The sequence below is a fragment of the Photobacterium rosenbergii genome (genome assembly GCF_033022775.1).
Taxonomy (GTDB): Bacteria; Pseudomonadota; Gammaproteobacteria; order Enterobacterales; family Vibrionaceae; genus Photobacterium; species Photobacterium rosenbergii_A.
This window is the reverse complement of the sequence record NZ_JAWJZI010000003.1, coordinates 98859-116649: the sequence shown is the minus strand read 5'-3', so window position 1 is coordinate 116649 and position 17791 is coordinate 98859. Positions and strand designations below refer to the sequence as shown.

17 protein-coding genes are annotated in these 17791 nt (G+C 45.3%); 11 read left to right on the top strand and 6 right to left on the bottom strand.

All coding sequences use genetic code 11. The features are described from left to right. Positions 1-50: 50 nt before the first annotated feature. A complete protein-coding gene (locus tag R2X38_RS08475) occupies positions 51-140 on the top strand; it encodes a YnhF family membrane protein (RefSeq protein ID WP_317521802.1) in 90 nt (29 codons plus the stop codon). 101 nt (positions 141-241) lie between these two features. Then, a complete protein-coding gene (locus R2X38_RS08470) occupies positions 242-1453 on the top strand; it encodes a patatin family protein (protein ID WP_317521801.1) in 1212 nt (403 codons plus the stop codon). A 75-nt stretch (positions 1454-1528) separates the two neighbouring features. On the opposite strand, the gene R2X38_RS08465 is transcribed toward R2X38_RS08470, so the two are convergent. Beyond that, positions 1529-2434 (bottom strand): manganese-dependent inorganic pyrophosphatase, encoded by a 906-nt coding sequence (locus R2X38_RS08465; protein ID WP_317521800.1) that lies wholly within the window; start codon positions 2432-2434, stop codon positions 1529-1531. A 176-nt stretch (positions 2435-2610) separates the two neighbouring features. Further along, positions 2611-4071: an EAL domain-containing protein gene (locus tag R2X38_RS08460; RefSeq protein WP_317521799.1), complete on the bottom strand. Its 1461-nt coding sequence runs from the start codon at positions 4069-4071 to the stop codon at positions 2611-2613. Between the two features lie 278 nt (positions 4072-4349). Between R2X38_RS08460 and R2X38_RS08455 the strand changes: the two genes are divergently transcribed. From R2X38_RS08455 to emrD, 3 genes are all read left to right on the top strand, one after another. After that, positions 4350-4697: a hypothetical protein gene (locus R2X38_RS08455; protein ID WP_317521798.1), complete on the top strand. Its 348-nt coding sequence runs from the start codon at positions 4350-4352 to the stop codon at positions 4695-4697. Between the two features lie 309 nt (positions 4698-5006). Then, positions 5007-5606: a GTP cyclohydrolase II gene (locus R2X38_RS08450; RefSeq protein ID WP_317521797.1), complete on the top strand. Its 600-nt coding sequence runs from the start codon at positions 5007-5009 to the stop codon at positions 5604-5606. A gap of 417 nt (positions 5607-6023) precedes the next feature. Then, positions 6024-7205 (top strand): multidrug efflux MFS transporter EmrD, encoded by a 1182-nt coding sequence (gene emrD / locus R2X38_RS08445; protein ID WP_317522250.1) that lies wholly within the window; start codon positions 6024-6026, stop codon positions 7203-7205. A 72-nt stretch (positions 7206-7277) separates the two neighbouring features. On the opposite strand, the gene R2X38_RS08440 is transcribed toward emrD, so the two are convergent. The 3 genes from R2X38_RS08440 to R2X38_RS08430 form a co-directional block, all read right to left on the bottom strand. Continuing rightward, the gene (locus tag R2X38_RS08440) at positions 7278-7604 is read right to left on the bottom strand and encodes an HI1450 family dsDNA-mimic protein (protein ID WP_107298386.1); all 327 of its coding nucleotides are present in this window, start codon (positions 7602-7604) and stop codon (positions 7278-7280) included. Positions 7605-7745: 141 nt separating this feature from the next. Further along, positions 7746-8315: an elongation factor P-like protein YeiP gene (gene yeiP / locus R2X38_RS08435; RefSeq protein ID WP_317521795.1), complete on the bottom strand. Its 570-nt coding sequence runs from the start codon at positions 8313-8315 to the stop codon at positions 7746-7748. Positions 8316-8363: 48 nt separating this feature from the next. Continuing rightward, positions 8364-9878 (bottom strand): EAL domain-containing protein, encoded by a 1515-nt coding sequence (locus tag R2X38_RS08430; protein WP_317521794.1) that lies wholly within the window; start codon positions 9876-9878, stop codon positions 8364-8366. Between the two features lie 325 nt (positions 9879-10203). Between R2X38_RS08430 and R2X38_RS08425 the strand changes: the two genes are divergently transcribed. Both R2X38_RS08425 and R2X38_RS08420 read left to right on the top strand, forming a co-directional pair. Further along, positions 10204-10974, top strand: a complete 771-nt coding sequence (locus R2X38_RS08425) for a nucleotidyltransferase domain-containing protein (RefSeq protein ID WP_317521793.1) — start codon at positions 10204-10206, stop codon at positions 10972-10974. Between the two features lie 23 nt (positions 10975-10997). Next, positions 10998-13382 (top strand): DNA polymerase II, encoded by a 2385-nt coding sequence (locus R2X38_RS08420; RefSeq protein ID WP_411184862.1) that lies wholly within the window; start codon positions 10998-11000, stop codon positions 13380-13382. Between the two features lie 48 nt (positions 13383-13430). Here the strand turns inward: R2X38_RS08420 and R2X38_RS08415 are convergent, their stop codons facing one another. Beyond that, on the bottom strand, positions 13431-13742 hold the full coding sequence (locus R2X38_RS08415) for a hypothetical protein (RefSeq protein WP_317521790.1): 312 nt from the start codon (positions 13740-13742) through the stop codon (positions 13431-13433). Positions 13743-13978: 236 nt separating this feature from the next. On the opposite strand from R2X38_RS08415, the gene R2X38_RS08410 reads away from it, so the two are divergent. The 4 genes from R2X38_RS08410 to R2X38_RS08395 all read left to right on the top strand — a co-directional run bounded on the left by R2X38_RS08410 (position 13979) and on the right by R2X38_RS08395 (position 17729). After that, on the top strand, positions 13979-14233 hold the full coding sequence (locus R2X38_RS08410; protein ID WP_222550506.1) for a DUF1289 domain-containing protein: 255 nt from the start codon (positions 13979-13981) through the stop codon (positions 14231-14233). Positions 14234-14398: 165 nt separating this feature from the next. After that, positions 14399-15805: an efflux RND transporter periplasmic adaptor subunit gene (locus R2X38_RS08405; protein ID WP_317521789.1), complete on the top strand. Its 1407-nt coding sequence runs from the start codon at positions 14399-14401 to the stop codon at positions 15803-15805. After that, the gene (locus R2X38_RS08400; RefSeq protein ID WP_317521788.1) at positions 15805-16506 is read left to right on the top strand and encodes an ABC transporter ATP-binding protein; all 702 of its coding nucleotides are present in this window, start codon (positions 15805-15807) and stop codon (positions 16504-16506) included. Before R2X38_RS08405 ends, R2X38_RS08400 begins: the two co-directional genes overlap by 1 nt. After that, positions 16503-17729, top strand: a complete 1227-nt coding sequence (locus tag R2X38_RS08395; RefSeq protein WP_317521787.1) for an ABC transporter permease — start codon at positions 16503-16505, stop codon at positions 17727-17729. The genes R2X38_RS08400 and R2X38_RS08395 overlap by 4 nt, the downstream gene beginning before the upstream one ends. Positions 17730-17791 lie beyond the last annotated feature (62 nt).

Genomic DNA, 17791 nt, shown 5'->3' with positions numbered 1-17791 from the left:
AAATGGGGTTAATAATTTGTTAAGTGCCTTGATGGGATAAGGATATTATTATGGATTCTGATTTGAAGTTCGCTGTCTTAACTGCAATCATCACCATGACTGTCATTTTGGGTTTTGGCCTTGTCTCAGTGACTGCGTAAGTTATTAATACAGCAATAAAACTGTAGTCAAGATTAAAGTATTATCAAACTAAGGACGGTATACTGCCTGAAATGGATTCTGTAGTCTGAGAGTCAGGGGTATGACAAATCATTTACCGTTTAGCTTAAAAGCTTTCGATTTACCTTTAATTAACAATTTCTCGCGCCAGCTGCTGAGTGCGAAAAAGAAAAAAATTGCGCTTGTGGTACAGGGAGGCGGTCAGCGCGGTATTTTTACAGCTGGCGTATTTGATGCTTTTTTGGAAAGCGGATTTGATCCCTTCGAGCTCTACATCGGCACTTCAGCCGGCGCCTTAAACCTTTCTTCCTTTATCAGCCGTCAACCCCGGTTCGGCTATAACTTTATTGTTAACTACACCACTGACAATGAATTTTTCAATCTGTATAAATATTTGAGCCAGCAGAAATCAATGAACCTCGACTGGGCGCTGGAAGAAGTTTGTCCGCGTGGTTCTACCCCGTTGGATATTGTCACCGCCCGTGAAGTACTGCGGCGTAGAACAGCATTAGCTTGCGCAACCCGTAAAGATACCTTGCAAGATATCTACATGCCGATGTACGAGGAAAACTGGTGCGAGGTATTGAGGGCATCCTGTGCCATTCCTGTTATCTACAATCAACCAGTTAATATTAATGATTTAGAATGGGTTGATGGCGGGGTAAGTGCTGCAGTCCCCGTTCGGCAGGCACAGTTGCGTGGTGCTGACTTGGTTATTGTGGTTAGAACCGAGCCTGTTGTTTTGCCGCAAGATGGAACCAGCCGTTTTGATGATTGGCGGGGCAAGGTAGAGACAGCGTTACCTGAGTATATCGAAAGGCTCAGCCTCAACCAGTCTTTGGATAGAGTGAAGGCGCTGCATGGTGAACTCACCACCAAGTTAGAAAGCTGGAAGTTGAACTGGCGTGATAAAGAGGAAACATTGAACAGCGGGGAAGGTGAGGCCATCTCAGGCACCGATTCTAGTACTAAGAGCAAAGGTTGGAGCTTGCTCTCTGCAGACAATATAGAGCGCTTTTTGTCACTGACTGGTTCGAACAAGCGTTTAGAAGTGATTGATATGCTTAATCGTTATTACACCACCTACCAGGATGCACATGAGTTTATGCTCTCTCCCCCAGAGGGGCTGAAAATCATTCAGATAGCACCGGAGAAAAGCTTGAGGAGCCGTGCATTACTGAGCAGTAAGGATGATTTGGAAATAGACTACCGTGAAGGTAAGTTGATAGGGCGGGAGTTTGTTTCTCATTTTGCTGAAATACTCAATGAGACTTCAACGGTGAAGCATCGATAGTTGGGGTATCCCTGCTGGTTGCAGGTAATAAAAAAGGAACGCGGTTGCGTTCCTTTTTTTATGACAAACGGGCAATTAAGCCAGTACAGTCTGAAGCCACGGCCAGCCTTGTTTCTTACGGCTCAGCGTGTTTTCCATCATTAGCATGCCATCTTTAGCGTGGGCATCTAGCACTTTGTTCCACTCACCTTTGTAAAGTAGGCGAGTTGTGCTGGTAGTGATGTCTGTCAGCATTAGTGCAGCCATTGCTAGGCCTTCTTCGTCACAACGACGCTGAAGGTCAGCTTCAAGATCAGCAATCATGTCTTCAACTTGCTCAAGCGTAGCAAGTTCGATCTGGCCAACAACAACGTTGCGCTCTTTGAACGGGTAAGCTTTTAGGTCTTTCTCTACTAGCTCAGCTGCAGATAGGCCTTTGATGTCAGTTTTAGCGATCAGTAGATCTTTAATGAATTGGTCTAGATCTTCAACGCCAGCAAGCGGTGCTAGCTCAGCAACTGCATCTTTGTCTTTTTGAGTACAAGTTGGAGAAGCAAAGCCAACGGTGTCGCTCAGGATTGCAGACATCATAAGCGTCGCTAGCTCACGAGTGATCTCAGTGTTTTCCATCTTGAATAGGTTGAACATGATGGTACAAGTACAACCAACAGGCCAGATCCATGCTTCAAGTGGGTTAACTGTCATCACATCACCTAGGCGGTGGTGGTCAACAATACCTACGATTTCAGCTTCTGCTATGTCGTCTGGTGCTTGTGCCAAGTCAGTGTAGTCAACCAACCAAACTTTCTCACCAGCAACGCCAGTGCACATTTCAGGTTGATCTACGCCTGCTGTTTCTAGGATGTGCTGAGTTTCGCGGTTAATTTCACCTTGACGAACAGCCTTAGCTTCAACGCCACGAGCTTTCAGAAGAGCCGCACCAACAAGTGCTGAACAGATGCTATCGCTATCAGGGTTTTTGTGACCAACTACTTGAATCATGTCATTTCCTTTACTACGTCAATCACTGCTTCTAAGCAGCAAGACTAATTAATGTATCCTGAGCCTGTTATGTGACAGGTGTTTTAGGAATGTAACCGCGCAATTTTAGAGTTTCTGTCAAAAATAACAATTGAAGTTGCGCAAAAAATATTTGGTTGATTAATATCGCAGCTATATTAACCGTCCGATATCGCCATATCTTGTTGTAAATACCGGCGAAATTCATCGAATGGCATCGGTTTGGCAAAATGATAACCTTGCATTAAGTAGATCTCTCTTTGATGCAAGTAGTCCACCTGCGCTTGAGTTTCCACTCCCTCTGCAATCACCTTTAAGCCTGCGTGCTTGGCAAACAGGATAATGGAATCAAGAATATTGGATTTCAGGTCATTGGTGCCGATTGTATCGACAAACATTTTATCGATCTTTAGCGTATCAATCGGCAGGTTCTGCAGGTAACTAAAGCCACCGTAGCCCGTACCGGCATCATCTAGCTTTATCGAGATACCGAAGTCTGTCAGGTGCTGGATAATGCGTCTGGCTTTGGTGAGATCACTAAATGGGATCCGCTCTGTTACTTCGAACGCTAGCCTGTGAGCGGGAACATTCCTTTGTTTGAGCAAATTGATGGTTGTGCTGAGAAACTCATCGTCTTCCAATTGTTGAGGTGTGACATTAATGCTGACATAGAAATCACTGTCCGCAATCAGTTCGTCCTTGAACTGGTCGATGACCTGCTCAATCAAATAGTTGGTAAGTAGTATTATTTGACCGTTGTGCTCAGCAATCGGGATAAACTGATTCGGTGAAATTAGCTCACCATCAGAACGTTGCCAGCGGATCAGCACTTCACAACAGGTTATGGTACCTGTTTGACTATTGATAATAGGCTGGTAGTAGGGGATAAACTCTTTCTTAATCAGCCCATACGTGATCATCTCTTTCAACGTACGCTCCGGAGTGCGATACAGGCCGATCGCTAAGCATACCGAGAGCAGCATAAAGAAAAGTAAAAGCTGGGTGATGAAAAGATCATTTTCAGTCACATAGGCTATACCCTTTTCAGTGGCATAGACATTGAAGGCATAGTTAGGGCCAAACCCTTTGGTCGCAATATGAATGTACTGCTTGCCCTGGTGCTTAGGGTAGACTTGGATTTCTTTTCCACCACGGCTCAAGGTCATAGCAGTACAATGTAAGCAAACCTCACTTTGGGTAAAGACATTCTGAACAGGCTCGGTGATCAGAATTAAACTCGCATCGTGCAGGCGATAATGAACCTTTAGTCGATGGTTGTGGTAAGGAGTGACGTTATAGCTAAAGTCATCAGTATCGTGATCGATGGTGGTATCAACTTTATCGAAGTCTTTAATTAACGGAACATTCTTACCGTAAACTGAGCAGTCTGTTTTTGATGTTTGCAGCTCAAGTAGCTGGATACCGGTTGATTGCTCGATAGTATCGCGTAGCAAGGCAATATCTTGCTGCGAACAGGTGAATTGTAGTCCTTGAATCAACTCATTTAACTCGAGACCAAGATTGAGATATCTTTCTTGGTAGAAGGTATGGATGTTTTCAAGTCGCTTCTCGACTTCATTCTTGAACAAGAAATGGCTAATCGCTTGTGATGAACTCATAATAGCTAATGCTCCCAGTACGAAAACTAGGATAGGGGATCGCCAGCGCAGCCAAAGAGTCGTGTCCATCTAATCAGTAATGAGTTGGTCAAAAAGGCCGCTATTGAAACATAACTCAATTAGATATTACAGGGGGAATGTATTGGCTTAGTGAAAAAAGTTGCACTTAGGTATTAACCCGTATTGCAGGCAATCGTCAACTGTTTGATAAGAAGATATAACTTTATAAATGGCAACTTAAGGTGTATATATAATACCTCTTATTGGGGGGGTGTATTATGTTCTTTCGATTTGTCCCTATTGTTGTGAGTTTCTGGTTGCTTGCAGCACATTTCTTGCGCTTTGGTGCTATGCTGCCTTGTTTGATTTTACTCGCTTATCCTTTATTGCTGCTTATTCGCCATCGTTGGATTCCTTATTTTATGTCGCTGAGCCTGGGCTTTGTCGCGCTTAAGTGGCTGATGGTGACATACGAGATGATTACCGTGCGACTGATGATGGGCGATGACTGGGTGCGGATGACTATGATTATGGCTGGGGTAGTGTGCTTTACCTTAATGTCGATTAGTCTTTTCCAGAGCCGGAAACTAAAAGCATTCTACGGCCTTTCTTTATCTAATCCTTAATCATTTTATGGTTTTACCCTTGATATTGTTATGTTATAACATAGCTTGTCGGGTAAGAGCTATATTGCTCTGATAACCAGCAACCTGTGCCTTTACGCTGTTTTAGTGCGATAATTTTAGATATCATTGTAGGCTATCAACCCGAGTCAAAGAGTAATGCCTTAGCGATAGCTTTACTATCGAGTATTCCACCGCTGGGTGTTGTGTAAAGAATAGTCAGTCAAACAGTAAGCCTGTAGCCTTAACCGTTAGGCTTGTGTCGAGTTGATTGCTGCTACTGGTTTGACTGTAGAAGTACTTAGGAACAACATGGTTAAAGTAAGGGCCCGTGTGCCTTTTAAAGTCGGTCAAAGAAGTGATATTCCTGCTGAACTGCTTTCATTTAACGGGTTAGAGTCAGGCAAAGAACATGTCGCTGTGATTTTCCAAAATGCCGATCAGCGCTCTGTGCCGCCACTCGTGCGTATGCATTCCGAATGCCTAACGGGTGATGTTTTCCATTCTTCACGTTGCGATTGTGGCGAACAGCTGGATGAAACCATCGAAAAGATGGGCGAACAGGGCGGTGTACTACTGTATCTGCGTCAAGAAGGCCGTGGAATTGGCCTTTATAACAAGATTGATGCTTATGAGCTGCAAAGCCAAGGCATGAATACCTATGAAGCGAATAACCACCTAGGTTTTGGTGATGATCTTCGTGATTTCTCTGAAGCGGCTCACATGCTAGCGGCGTTAGGCTTGAAAGAAATTCGCTTGATCACCAATAATCCGAAAAAGATTCGTGAGCTTGAAGCACTGGGTATTGTGATCTCTGAGGTGGTGGGTACCAAAGCACACCTTAAAGACGGTAATGAAAATTATCTAAAAACCAAAGCGGCCCACGGTAAGCACCGTTTCCACTTTGATTAATCATAGAATCAACGACTTCTAAACCCTGCTTTTGCAGGGTTTTTTTTGCTTGAAATTTGACAAATTATGCACGCATGACATTGGCGGTTCTCTGGCATAGAAAATTTGAGAGGATTTAGGTTAGCGTAACTGCTCAATTTCGCATTATATTTTCTAATGCAATTGATAATAAACAATCGTGCTACACCTAGTGCTAACTGCTTGCCATGATTAGTGTTCAGCTATAATATTCCGCTCATCAAACCAGGGGTTGAATCTAATCATCCTTAACTCCTCGAGTGTATATCCCGCGCTATCTCAAAAAAATAGCATTAAATTTTATTTGTTAATAAAATTCATCAAAGATGGCGCAGTTTCCTAAAATATTATTCTGTAATGAGGATATTGGCTGTGGAACAGCAATCAACTTCTTCAAGCATGACAAGGTTGTTATTTCTAATAATCATTCTTGCGGCTGTGGGTCAAATGACCCAAACAATGTATGTGCCTTCTATTCCAGCGATGGCGGATTTTTTCTCAGTTAAGTCGGCATATTTACAAGCAGTGATGGCGGCGTATCTGATCCCTTATGGTTTGTCGCAGTTTATTTATGGTCCTTTGTCCGACAGAGTTGGCCGTCGACCAGTGATTATTGCGGGGATGGTGATTTTCCTTGTAGGTTCGATTGCAGCATTGTTCTCACCAAGCTTTGAGTGGTTCCTTGTGGCAACCTTCGTGCAGGGGATGGGAACTGGCTGTAGCGGTGCTATGTGCCGTACTGTCACCCGAGACTGTTTTGATGGTGACCAGCTTCACCGCGCAAACAGTTTGGTAAGTATGGGCGTGATTTTTTCACCATTGATCGCTCCGGTACTGGGTGGCTACCTATCGTCAGCATTCGAATGGCAGGCAAGTTACTGGTTCTTATTGATTTTCGGTACGCTAGTAACGATTGCAATGATGCTTAAGTTCACCGAGACACTACCGAAAGAAAACCGCCGTCACGAGCGCGTCTGGGTGAGCTACCGTTATGTACTTGGCAACCGTCGCTTTCAGGGTTACGTGCTATGTCTGATTGCAACGTTCGCAGGTATTGCGGTATTTGAAGCCGCGGCAGGCGTATTGCTGGGCAGTGTGCTTAAGCTCGATCCGAAGACGGTAAGCTTATTGTTTATCCTGCCTTTACCTGGTTATCTGGCAGGTTCTTGGTTGTCTTCGGTACTGGCCAAACAGATTGGCAACACCCGTGTAATGTATTTGGGTATGCTGGCAATCATTGCAGGTGCTCTGGCTATCTTTATTCCGGGCATGGCAGGTTTGGTAACAGTTAGCTCTCTGATTGGTGGGGCGTTTGTCTATTTCATTGGTGCCGGTGTACTGTTTCCTGCCGCAACAACGGCAGCTATCCAGCCATTTCCACATCATGCAGGAACTGCCGGAGCCGTCTTGGGGGGGCTACAGAACCTTGGCGCAGGATTGGCGACATTGGCTGCATCGATGATGCGATCAGAAGATCAGTACAGTCTCGGTGCGGTAATGACCGTGATGGCAATTTTGGTTGTTCTTAGCCTACTGTGGGTTCGCCACAGTAACCGTCATGATACTCCGGTTCTGGTGTAAGCTGACATTATAGAAAAAGGCGGAGCCCATTAGTGGGTTCCGCCTTTTTTGTACTGCAAATTTGCTTCTGACTTAGTCACGCTTCCACAAGATGTGGCAGAACTTGTTGTCAGGATCACGGCTCACAAGAAGACGGGCAAAGACATCGTCCAGCTCGTCATTTTCTTCATTGACCAGACCAACACGCACTTCAGCATACACTTCTTTGTCAACGTCAAAGCCTACGTGCTCAGCCCAGTCATCTTTAGTTTCGACCAGCTCTGCAGCACCGCGCTCGTCGAATTGCATGGTGAAAAGCAATACGTCGGCAGGCTCTAGGTTATCAGCTGCCATCTCTAGGAAGATATCGTAGGCGGCATCGATAACATCGTCATAAGAAATTAGGTTTGGTGTGTCCATGAACTTTATCTGTCATTTGTAAATTGAAACTGAAGTATACCCAAGCGATATGAAGGTGCAAGTTTCAGCTATTTTGAGAAATAAGCACAATAAAAAAGGGAAGCTCAAGCTTCCCTCATAAATTAGTTTTATGCAGATAAATTAATCAGCACGGCTCATGAACTTACGTTCCTGAACGTTGACCTTTACTTTCTCTCCGGTAGAGATGTATTCAGGTACTTGTACTGTTAGACCCGTTGCGAAACGTGCAGGCTTGGTACGAGCGGACGCTGAAGCACCTTTGATAGAAGGGTCAGTTTCTTCAATCACAAGCTCAACCGCAGAAGGTAGCTCTAGGCCAGCAGCTTTGTCATTAACAAGAATGACATGTAGGCCTTGTGTATCTTCAGTGATGAACAGCATTTCATCAGCAATTTCTTCGGCGTTGAAGGTGTACTGATCGAAGTTTTCTGTATCCATGAAGATGATGTTTTCGCCTTCAGCGTATGAGTAAGCAACAGGGTGCTTTGTCATCTCAACAGTATCTACCACATCGTCAGCTTTAAGACGTTCGTCAACACGGTGACCTGTTGTTAGATCGGTACAACGCATTTTGTAGATTTTTGTACCACCACGGCCGCCAGGTGTTGTAACTTCAATATCTTTGACTAACAACGTTTTACCGCCGGTAACAATGACAAAACCTTTCTTAATTTCACTAGCTCTTGGCATGGGCTATATCTTTCTGTTGGTAAAAATCGAAAATTATCACGGTTATCGCTAAACACCAACAATTTCCTGCACAGAATGGCTGACTTCTGAGGCAGGTGTTGAATGTATTTTGAATTTAGCTAAAAAACGTTCAAATGGCATAGGCCTCGCATAGAAAAAACCTTGGCAGTTTTGAATGTTCAGTGACTGTACATGCTGGGCTTGCTCTTGGGTTTCGACCCCCTCTGCAATTAGCTGACAATTCAGTGTATGGCCAATTTGGGCAATATTGCCGAGAATCGAGTGCGTTACTGAATCCGTCACTGAGGCGGCAACAAATGCGCGGTCAATCTTGATAATCTCAAAGCTCAGTGCTTGTAGGGTCGAAAGCCCCGCATAGCCAGTGCCAAAATCATCGAGCGCCCATTTGATCCCATGGTCGCGCAATGCTTGCATACCGTTTTGTAGCAAGGATACATCAGTGTTCGAAAAGTTCTCTCGCTCGGAGAATTCCATGACCACACCGCTCTGCATAAGCGGGTAGCGTTTGAGTAGTTCAATGACAGAGCCAACAAATAAAGGGGAGGCAATCATAGATGCCGTCACATTGATCGATAGATAAAAGGGGTTATCAATCAATACCGCTCTGGCTTTGTCCTGCGCGGCTTGCTCTATCAGTTGTAAGGTGATTTCGTTGATTTGCCCTGACTTTTCAGCCGCCGGAATAAATTCATCAGGCATGACTCTCTTTTTCTTCGGGTGAAGCCATCTCACAAGTAGCTCTGCGCCGATCCACTGACCTGTCTGAGCCGAGACTATCGGTTGATATTCTGCATAGAACTCTCTGTTATAGATACCTTTTTGGATTTCCGTGTACAAAGGGACACGTTTGAAAAAGAAGCAATGGACGAGTAGGGAAATACCGAACGCATTAGCCACTATCAACAGGATACCTGTAGGCAAATATGACCAAATAAGATCTAACAACAGCTCTTTGGTATAGCCGACAGAAATTCCGACCGGATAGCGTGAAGACGATATCATGGTTTTATAAAATATGGATTCCCGTGAATTAATGTCATCAATATTTGAAAAAAATTCACGATGCTTATCGTAGATGTATGAATATACTTCATGATGACTGGATATTTCTTTTAACCACAGCTCTAAATAATTTTTTTCAAATCGGATCTGATACCAGCCAGAGTCGATATACATCATAAAGAAAATAGCAGTTTTGCCAGATTTAATATCATGCATTTGATATGTAGCATAATGCTCGCCGGCCTTTAGCTTTTCTATTTCCAGGTCGGCAATTTCTTCCTTCGTCAGCGTTGTGCTGCGATCGCTACAAATCATTGAGTCGCTTCGAATGAAGATAACTTCATTAAGCACACTATTGTTTAGTGTAATATTTTCAAGAGCTTGACGGCTTTGTTCACTGCAGTCTGGATATAAGTGGGTTATCGTTGTTAATTGTTTTTCGATTGTAGTGATTTCAGTATCTATTGATGACATTAACACTTTTGCAGTATCTTGTGACTTTTCTGTCGCGTAGGCATTAATGTAGGCAAAGAATGTCACTAAGCCTATGAATAACATACAAATAAAAATAAAAAACTGATTCTTTATATTCATTATATTGAGTGGAAGCGAAAAAGTACGCGAATACTATAATAGTTTCATGTGTAATTACATGGAAATGTGTAGATTTATGAATATTTTGTAGTCTGGTCATTATATTGTCGGTTTTATTTATATGACTGACAATTATATGTCACGGCTTGTATGATTATTGTTCGTTTAAACGTGGGGAATAGGTATTAGGAAGGCATGATTTGATACACTTACAACAAGTGATTTGCAGTTTATTTGAGGCTACTGCATCAGTACATTAAGAGGAAAATCAGTGACACGTGCTTTACCTGCATTTGCTTGTCCATCATCGTTTCAACCAGTATTTGGTGCTGTGGTAGATGATGTCGTTCATCAGCTCAAGCATTGCTTTTCAGGACTACACAGTCTGTATATTGCCGGGAGCGTTGCAAGGCTTCAGGCTGTGCCGGGAAAGTCGGATCTGAATGTCACCATGGTGGTATCACAACCGCTAACTGTATCAGAGCAAGCCGTACTGAATAGCATCATTGGCCGAATAGAACAACAAAGTCCCCAAGTAACGGCAGTAAAAGTGACTACATTGGAAAAAAGTGAGGCGCTTGATATCGCAACGATATTCAAGTGGGGATTCTGGCTAAAGCATTGCTGCATGTGTGTTTATGGTGACGATCTTTCCAGCCGTTTCGGTTGCTTCGAACCTTGTTGGGATATTGGCAAGGCGATGAATGAAGACTTGGTTGAGAAGCTCAAGGATTCTCGCCAGAAAATTATGGCCACCCGAAATGTCTCCCGTTACTTGGGCTTTTGCCGGGAGGTCGCTAATAAAATGATTTGGTCTTGTTATTCTTTAGTCTTTCACCGCTCAGGTCGGCTTGTATTGTCTATTGAGCAAGCCGCTCAGCAGTTTCTCAAGTATTACCCGCAGCATGAAGTGGCGATTGAGCGTTTGTTTATCCTTGCTTCAGGGCAGCAAGTTCCTAAAAAGGCCGTGCTGTTTATGATCAACGACTTTGGCCAGTGGATTGTGTCTGAATTTGATAAGATAGACCGTAAAATTGGTTAAGTGCTTACCAACAAGTAAATGAGGTGTTTTTGCAAACTCAGTCAAAAGGCTTTGTATTAACAAGGCAAAGCCGTGATGTTCGCGGCCAAACAGAGATTGTGCTTTGGGTGAGCACCGAGAATGGTCCGGCAAGGCTGGTGGTGAGTAACGATAAGCCGGTATGCTTTATTCGCAAACAGGATCAGGCAATAGCTCAAGAAGAACTCCACAAAGCGGGTATTCGTGCTGATTGGAAGCCACTTGCACTGAAGAATTTCCAGCATGACGAGATGACCGCTTGTTATTGCCATTCGATAAAAGACAGTCTTCAGCTTCCGAAGGTTCTGGCTGCTGTTGGTGTTGAAGCGTTTGAATCTGATATCCGCTTAGCCGATCGATTTCTGATGGAACGCTTTATATGTGGTGGTATCGCTTTTGCTGGAGAGCGAAACACTAAGATGGGGTTTGATGAGTATCATCAGGTCAAAGCCAAAGCGGCGGAATATAAACCTGATCTGTCTGTTGTTTCACTGGACATAGAGTGTTCCGAGAAAGGAGTGCTCTATTCGGTTGGGCTGCATAGCGACAAAGATAGCCGGGTGATTATGGTCGGTGACAAGTCCTGCGATGAAGTGCAGCATGACTGGATCCAATGGGTGGACTCCGAGAAGGACTTATTGCTCGCCCTTGAAGCCTGGTTCCTCCAGTTCGATCCCGATATTGTTATTGGTTGGAATGTCATAGATTTCGACTTCCGCCTGCTGCTCAAGCGTGCGGAATGGAATGCGATCACACTGCGGATCGGAAGAGGCAAACAGCCGCCACATTGGCGCCAGTCTAGCCAGAACCCGAACCAAGGGTTTATCTCTATTCCTGGCCGGGTAGTGCTGGATGGTATTGATACCCTGAAAACCGCCACTTACAATTTCCGCTCCTGGTCATTAGAGTCAGTTTCACGCGAATTACTCGGTGAAGGGAAAGAAATCAACAATGTTCACGACCGAATGGCTGAAATCAACCAGATGTTCCGTGAAGACAAAGTTTCACTCGCCAAGTACAACCTACAAGACTGCAAATTGGTGTCGCGGATATTTGACCATACCCATCTGCTCGATTTTGCTATCGAGAGAAGCTGCCTGACAGGTGTAGAGCTTGATAGGGTAGGCGGCTCGGTAGCCGCTTTTACTAACCTGTACCTCCCACAACTTCATCGGGCTGGTTATGTAGCACCAAGCCTGGATAGTGAAAGTTGGATTGCCAGCCCCGGTGGCTATGTGATGGACTCCAAGCCTGGTTTATACGAATCGGTATTGGTACTGGATTTCAAGTCACTTTACCCTTCAATTATTCGCACCTTTCGTATAGACCCACTCGGTTTAGTCGAAGGCTTATTGCTTGAAGAAGGTAAAGACGATGATCAAGCTATTGCCGGGTTCAGGGGCGGGCGTTTCCACAGGTCAAAACACTTCCTCCCGAAAATGATCGAGTCTTTATGGGCGGCGAGGGATCAAGCCAAGCGAGACGGTGAAAAAGCGTTTTCACAGGCGATCAAAATTATCATGAACTCGTTTTACGGTGTGTTGGGATCATCTGGCTGCCGGTTCTTTGATCATCGCTTGGCCTCGTCGATCACTATGCGTGGTCACGAGATCATGAAAACCACCCGTGAATTGATTGAAGCACAAGGCTACGAGGTGATTTACGGTGATACCGACTCGACCTTTGTTTCCCTGAAGCATGCACACACAGCAGAAAAAGCCGATGAGATTGGCAATGAGCTAGTGGCTTATATCAACCAGTGGTGGACCGAGCATTTGCGTGATGAGTACAGCGTATCCTCGGCGCTGGAACTGGAGTACGAAACCCATTATCACAAGTTCCTGATGCCGACGATCCGTGGTCAGGAGACGGGCAGTAAAAAACGCTATGCCGGTTTGGTGATTAATAATGGCGAAGAGGAAATGGTCTACAAGGGGCTGGAAACGGTAAGGACTGACTGGACCCGGTTGGCGCAGACCTTCCAGCAGACGCTCTATTATCGCGTCTTTCATGATCAGGAAGTCGAAGAATACGTCAGGCTGTATGTAGAAGAGACACGAGCCGGTAAATTCGATGATGTGCTGGTGTATCGCAAGCGGTTACGCCGTAACCTATCGGAATATCAGAAAAATGTGCCTCCTCATGTCAGAGCGGCGCGAATGGCTGATGAGATGAATCAGCGTAAGGGGCGTCCACTGCAATATCAGAATGGTGGCTGGATTGAGTATGTGATTACCATCAATGGCCCTGAACCTGTTGAAGCGCAACAAAGTCCAATAGATTACGAGCACTATATCGACAAGCAACTGAGGCCGGTCGCCGATGGGATATTGCCTTTCATCGGAAAGCACTTTGATGATATTACTGCGCCGCAGTTAGGATTGTTTTAAAAAAACCGCATGTGAATGCGGTTTTTTTGTATCGGATGTTTGGCAGGATTAGCCGAAGTATTCAACGCTTGATACGGAATTCTTCATCGCGTGTATAGGATCAAACTTGATCGCGCCACGATTAGGTGTACAGATTTTGTAAACTTCATCACACTCGAAAATTGCTAACACTGTTTCGTCGGTTCTGAAAATCTCAGGAAGCGGCTTGCCAATCTCACAAGAACACTCGGCACCTTCATGTTGCCAAACAAGTTTGTAAATGCGTTGGTTTTGCTCTGGTGCAGAAACGTGGTTGGCAATTGAGTTAAATACCGCTTCTGCTTGTTGCGGGCTAGTTGCCGATGGTACAAAGAAATCCATGGTTCCCTCCTGGTTGAACAGCAGTCGCTGGAAAGACGATTTGACTGCATAGTAGATAACGCTATCTATCCTGATAACCACAAAAGACTAGCAAAATTATCAGCAAAAGTACAAGGCTGTGAATGGGCATTCATTCTGAGTGAGAAAATTCTTCTTTTCTAATTTCGGGTAGGGCATTTGGATATTAGGGGTTATTATCATTAATAGATAATCATTTACACGCAGTGGGAAGGGGAATGGAACAACTCGATTTTTTTACGATTCCTAGCCCTTGTGTTGGGGTTTGCCAAGCAAATAACCGTGGTTATTGCAAAGGTTGTTTTCGTAGTCGTGACGAGCGTTTTTATTGGCAGCAACTCACTAATGAGCAGAAGCGCAATGTTATCAGGCTTTGTAAACAGCGATACCAAAGAGTGATGCGAGCCAAAGCGCAGCAAAATCGGCAAGATGACTCAGGAAATGATGCCTCTCCGCAACAGGAACTGTTCTGATATTTATTGTTTTATTATTCCTACTGTTTATTCCTTGCAGTTTATTTATTCCTGAAAAATGTTTCTGTTTTTGATTGGTGAGTAAAACACTGTAAATCCCGTTCTCCTATGCACTTACAGTTGTTAAGGTTTTCAATAGAATAATAAATATTGGGACCTTTCTTGATGAAAACCAAGCGATCCAAAATTGCCTTATCTATTGTCGCATTGGCCACTGTTGGTGCGATCTCTTTCTATACACTCACACCAGATAGTTTCAGTTCGAATAAGACTTCTGCCCAAACTTTTCGCACCGAACAAGTGACTATCGGCAATGTGAGCAACCGCGTCAGTGCCACGGGTTCGTTAACGGCGGTTAATGATGTTGTGGTCGGTGCACAGCTTTCCGGCCAGATCATAAAGATCCACGCAGATTTCAACGATCCGGTTGAAGAAGGCCAGTTACTGGCTGAAATTGATCCAGAATATTTTGCCGCGAAGGTTGCTCAGACACAGGCGCTCAGGGATAAAAGCGCGGCTGATATTGAGGCGCAGAAGCTGATGATTGAGCGCGCCAAGTTGAATTATCAGCGTTCGGTGAGAGAGCTGGCTCGGTCTCGCACTCTGTATAAGAACAAGAGTATCTCTGAAGATGCGCTTGATGTGATTGAAACCAACTCCCAAATGAGCAAACTGGACTGGGAACAAAGTATTTCTCAGCTATCTATTCTGCGGGCAACCCATGCAGCCAATGAAGCAAGCCTAAAGCAGGCTCAGATAGATTTGGACCGGACTAGAATTGTTGCCCCAATCTCTGGCTTTGTGATTAATAGAACGGTTGAGGCCGGACAGACCGTCGCTTCAAGTTACAACACGCCGGAACTTTTTACCTTGGCAAAAGATCTGTCGGAAATGGAGATCGAAGCCTTTATTGATGAATCCGACATTGGCTTAGTGAAGCTGGATCAAAGCGTTCAGTTTTCTGTCGATGCCTATCCGGAGCGCCAGTTCAATGGCAAAGTGAGCCAAATCCGCAAAGCGCCACAAGATAATAGCGGTGTGATCAGCTATATCGTCATTGTCTCAGCCCGTAACCCGAACAATAGCTTGTTGCCGGGGATGACCGCCAACCTGGATATTTCCATCGACAGTATTCGTGATGCTCAAAGGGTCAGTAATGCGGCTGTTCGTGCGGCAAGCCGATATGCACCGAGCAGTCAGCAACAAGGCGGCCGAGGCGATATTATTTCTCGCTTTGCGCACCTCAACTTGACTGATGATCAGAAGCTGGCCTTGAAACAGGCGTTGCCATCTTCGCCTGCTGCACAAGGCGGGCAGTCAAATACTGCGATGAGGCAGCAGCGTCAGCAGATGCAAAAAGTCTTGTCTTCAATACTGACCAAAGAGCAACGTGAATTGCAACGAAGGATCCGCAATGGCGAAGTTAAGGTTGGTCCGCTACTAGTACTCAATAACGGTGATCTGGAAGTTATTCACGCCGAATTCGGTGTCAGTGACGATAGCTATTCATCGGTGTTGAGTCCGGATATTTCTGGAATGCAGATCATCACTCAGGTGAGGGATAACCGCTAATGGATGCCGCTATTGCATGTCGGGCACTGAGCCACAGTTTTCCTGTTGGGGAAGAGCGCTTTCAGGTGCTGGATGACATTACGTTTCAGATCAATAAAGGCGAGATGGTTGCGATTATCGGGCCATCAGGGTCTGGTAAATCTACCTTGATGAACGTGATTGGCTGCTTGATGACCCCTGAGCAGGGTGATATTGAAATTCTCGGCAAGCCGACGCCTTCAATGTCCAAAGATCAGTTGGCAGAAATCAGGCAAAGTCATATCGGATTTGTGTTCCAGCAGTTTAACTTGTTGTCTCGGACCAGTGCGTTGGACAATGTCAAAATGCCACTGATGTATCGGGAGCAAAAGGTAGTTGATGCTAATGAGAGGGCAAAACACTGCCTTGAGCTCGTTGGGCTGGGGGATAAGCTGGATTCACACCCAAACCAGCTTTCAGGCGGTCAGCAGCAGCGGGTTGCGATAGCTAGGGCGATGATCAACCAGCCGGATATCTTGCTTGCCGATGAGCCGACAGGGGCACTGGACAGTAAAACCAGTGAAGATATTGTCGGGTTATTCAAGGAGCTTAACAGCCAGGGACAGACGATTGTGATTATCACCCACGATAATGAGGTCGCAGCCCAAGCCAATCGCATATTGCATATCAAGGACGGCAAGCTGGTTTTGGATCAGCAGAACCACTTGGAGGCGATAGCATGACGACTTTGATCACTGCGCTTACGTCGCTGAGAACACATTTGCTGCGCTCTATTTTAACCACGCTGGGTATCATCATCGGTATCAGTGCCGTTGTGATTATGTTTGCTCTCGGCGAGGGTGCCCAGCGAGAGGTTGAAAAGCAGATTGAAAGTCATGGTACCAACTTGTTGATGGTTCGAGCCGGTGCTATCCGCAGCGGTGGCGCGTCGTCTGCCGCTGGTGCAACTAACAGGCTATCGATGTCTGATGTTACGCAAATCAAGGCAGAAATACCTGAAATTATTGCTGCAGGCGCTAACGTTCATGGCCAGGCACAGGTGGTGTTTGGTAACCAAAACTGGAATACCTCCATTCAAGGTACCAATGCTGATTACTTGACGGCCAGTAACTGGGAAGTGTCGCAGGGGCGAGCCTTTACCGATGAGGATCTTCGTCGCAACGCCAAAGTTGCTCTAATTGGCCAGACGGTTGCCAAAGAGTTGTTCGACCATCCCGATTACGCAATGGATGAAGTGATACGTATCAACAAGGTGCCTTTGAGGATCATAGGCCTTTTAGATGAAAAAGGGCAGGACATTCGGGGTCAGGACCAAGATGATTTGATTATCTTGCCGCTGACGACGGCCAACCGCCGGGTAATTGGCCGAAATGATAATAATGCCAACCGGGTTAGCCGAATCACATTGTCGGTCGAGGACGAAAAAGACATGGATATGGTGGCGGAAGAGGTCGAGCGCCTGCTATTGCAAAAACACCGTGTTGCCTCGCACCTACCAAGCCCGTTTACCATTATGAATCTGACCGCGATGCTGCAAACCCGCGCGGAAGCTAACAAGGTGTTTTCGTTACTGCTTTCTGGTGTTGCTGCTGTTTCCTTGCTGGTCGGTGGCATAGGGGTGATGAACATCATGCTGGTAAGTGTTACTGAGCGAACTCGAGAGATTGGGTTGCGTATGGCGGTAGGGGCAAAGCCTAAGCATATTCTGACCCAGTTTTTGATAGAGAGTGTGGTGCTGTGTTTGCTGGGGGCTTTTATCGGTATCGCTTTGTCTTTATTGGCTGTTGTTGTACTTCAGCATGGCTTAGGCTGGCAGATGGTGGTTTCGCCCTTGATTATTGTGGTGAGCATTACGGCAACCGCCATGATTGGGGTAGGGTTTGGGTTTTATCCTGCTTACAAAGCATCACAGCTTGATCCGATTGAAGCTTTGAGGCATGAATAAACGGGTTCAGCAGACATAAAAAAAGCGCCATATAGGCGCTTTTTATTATTGAGTATGAATCA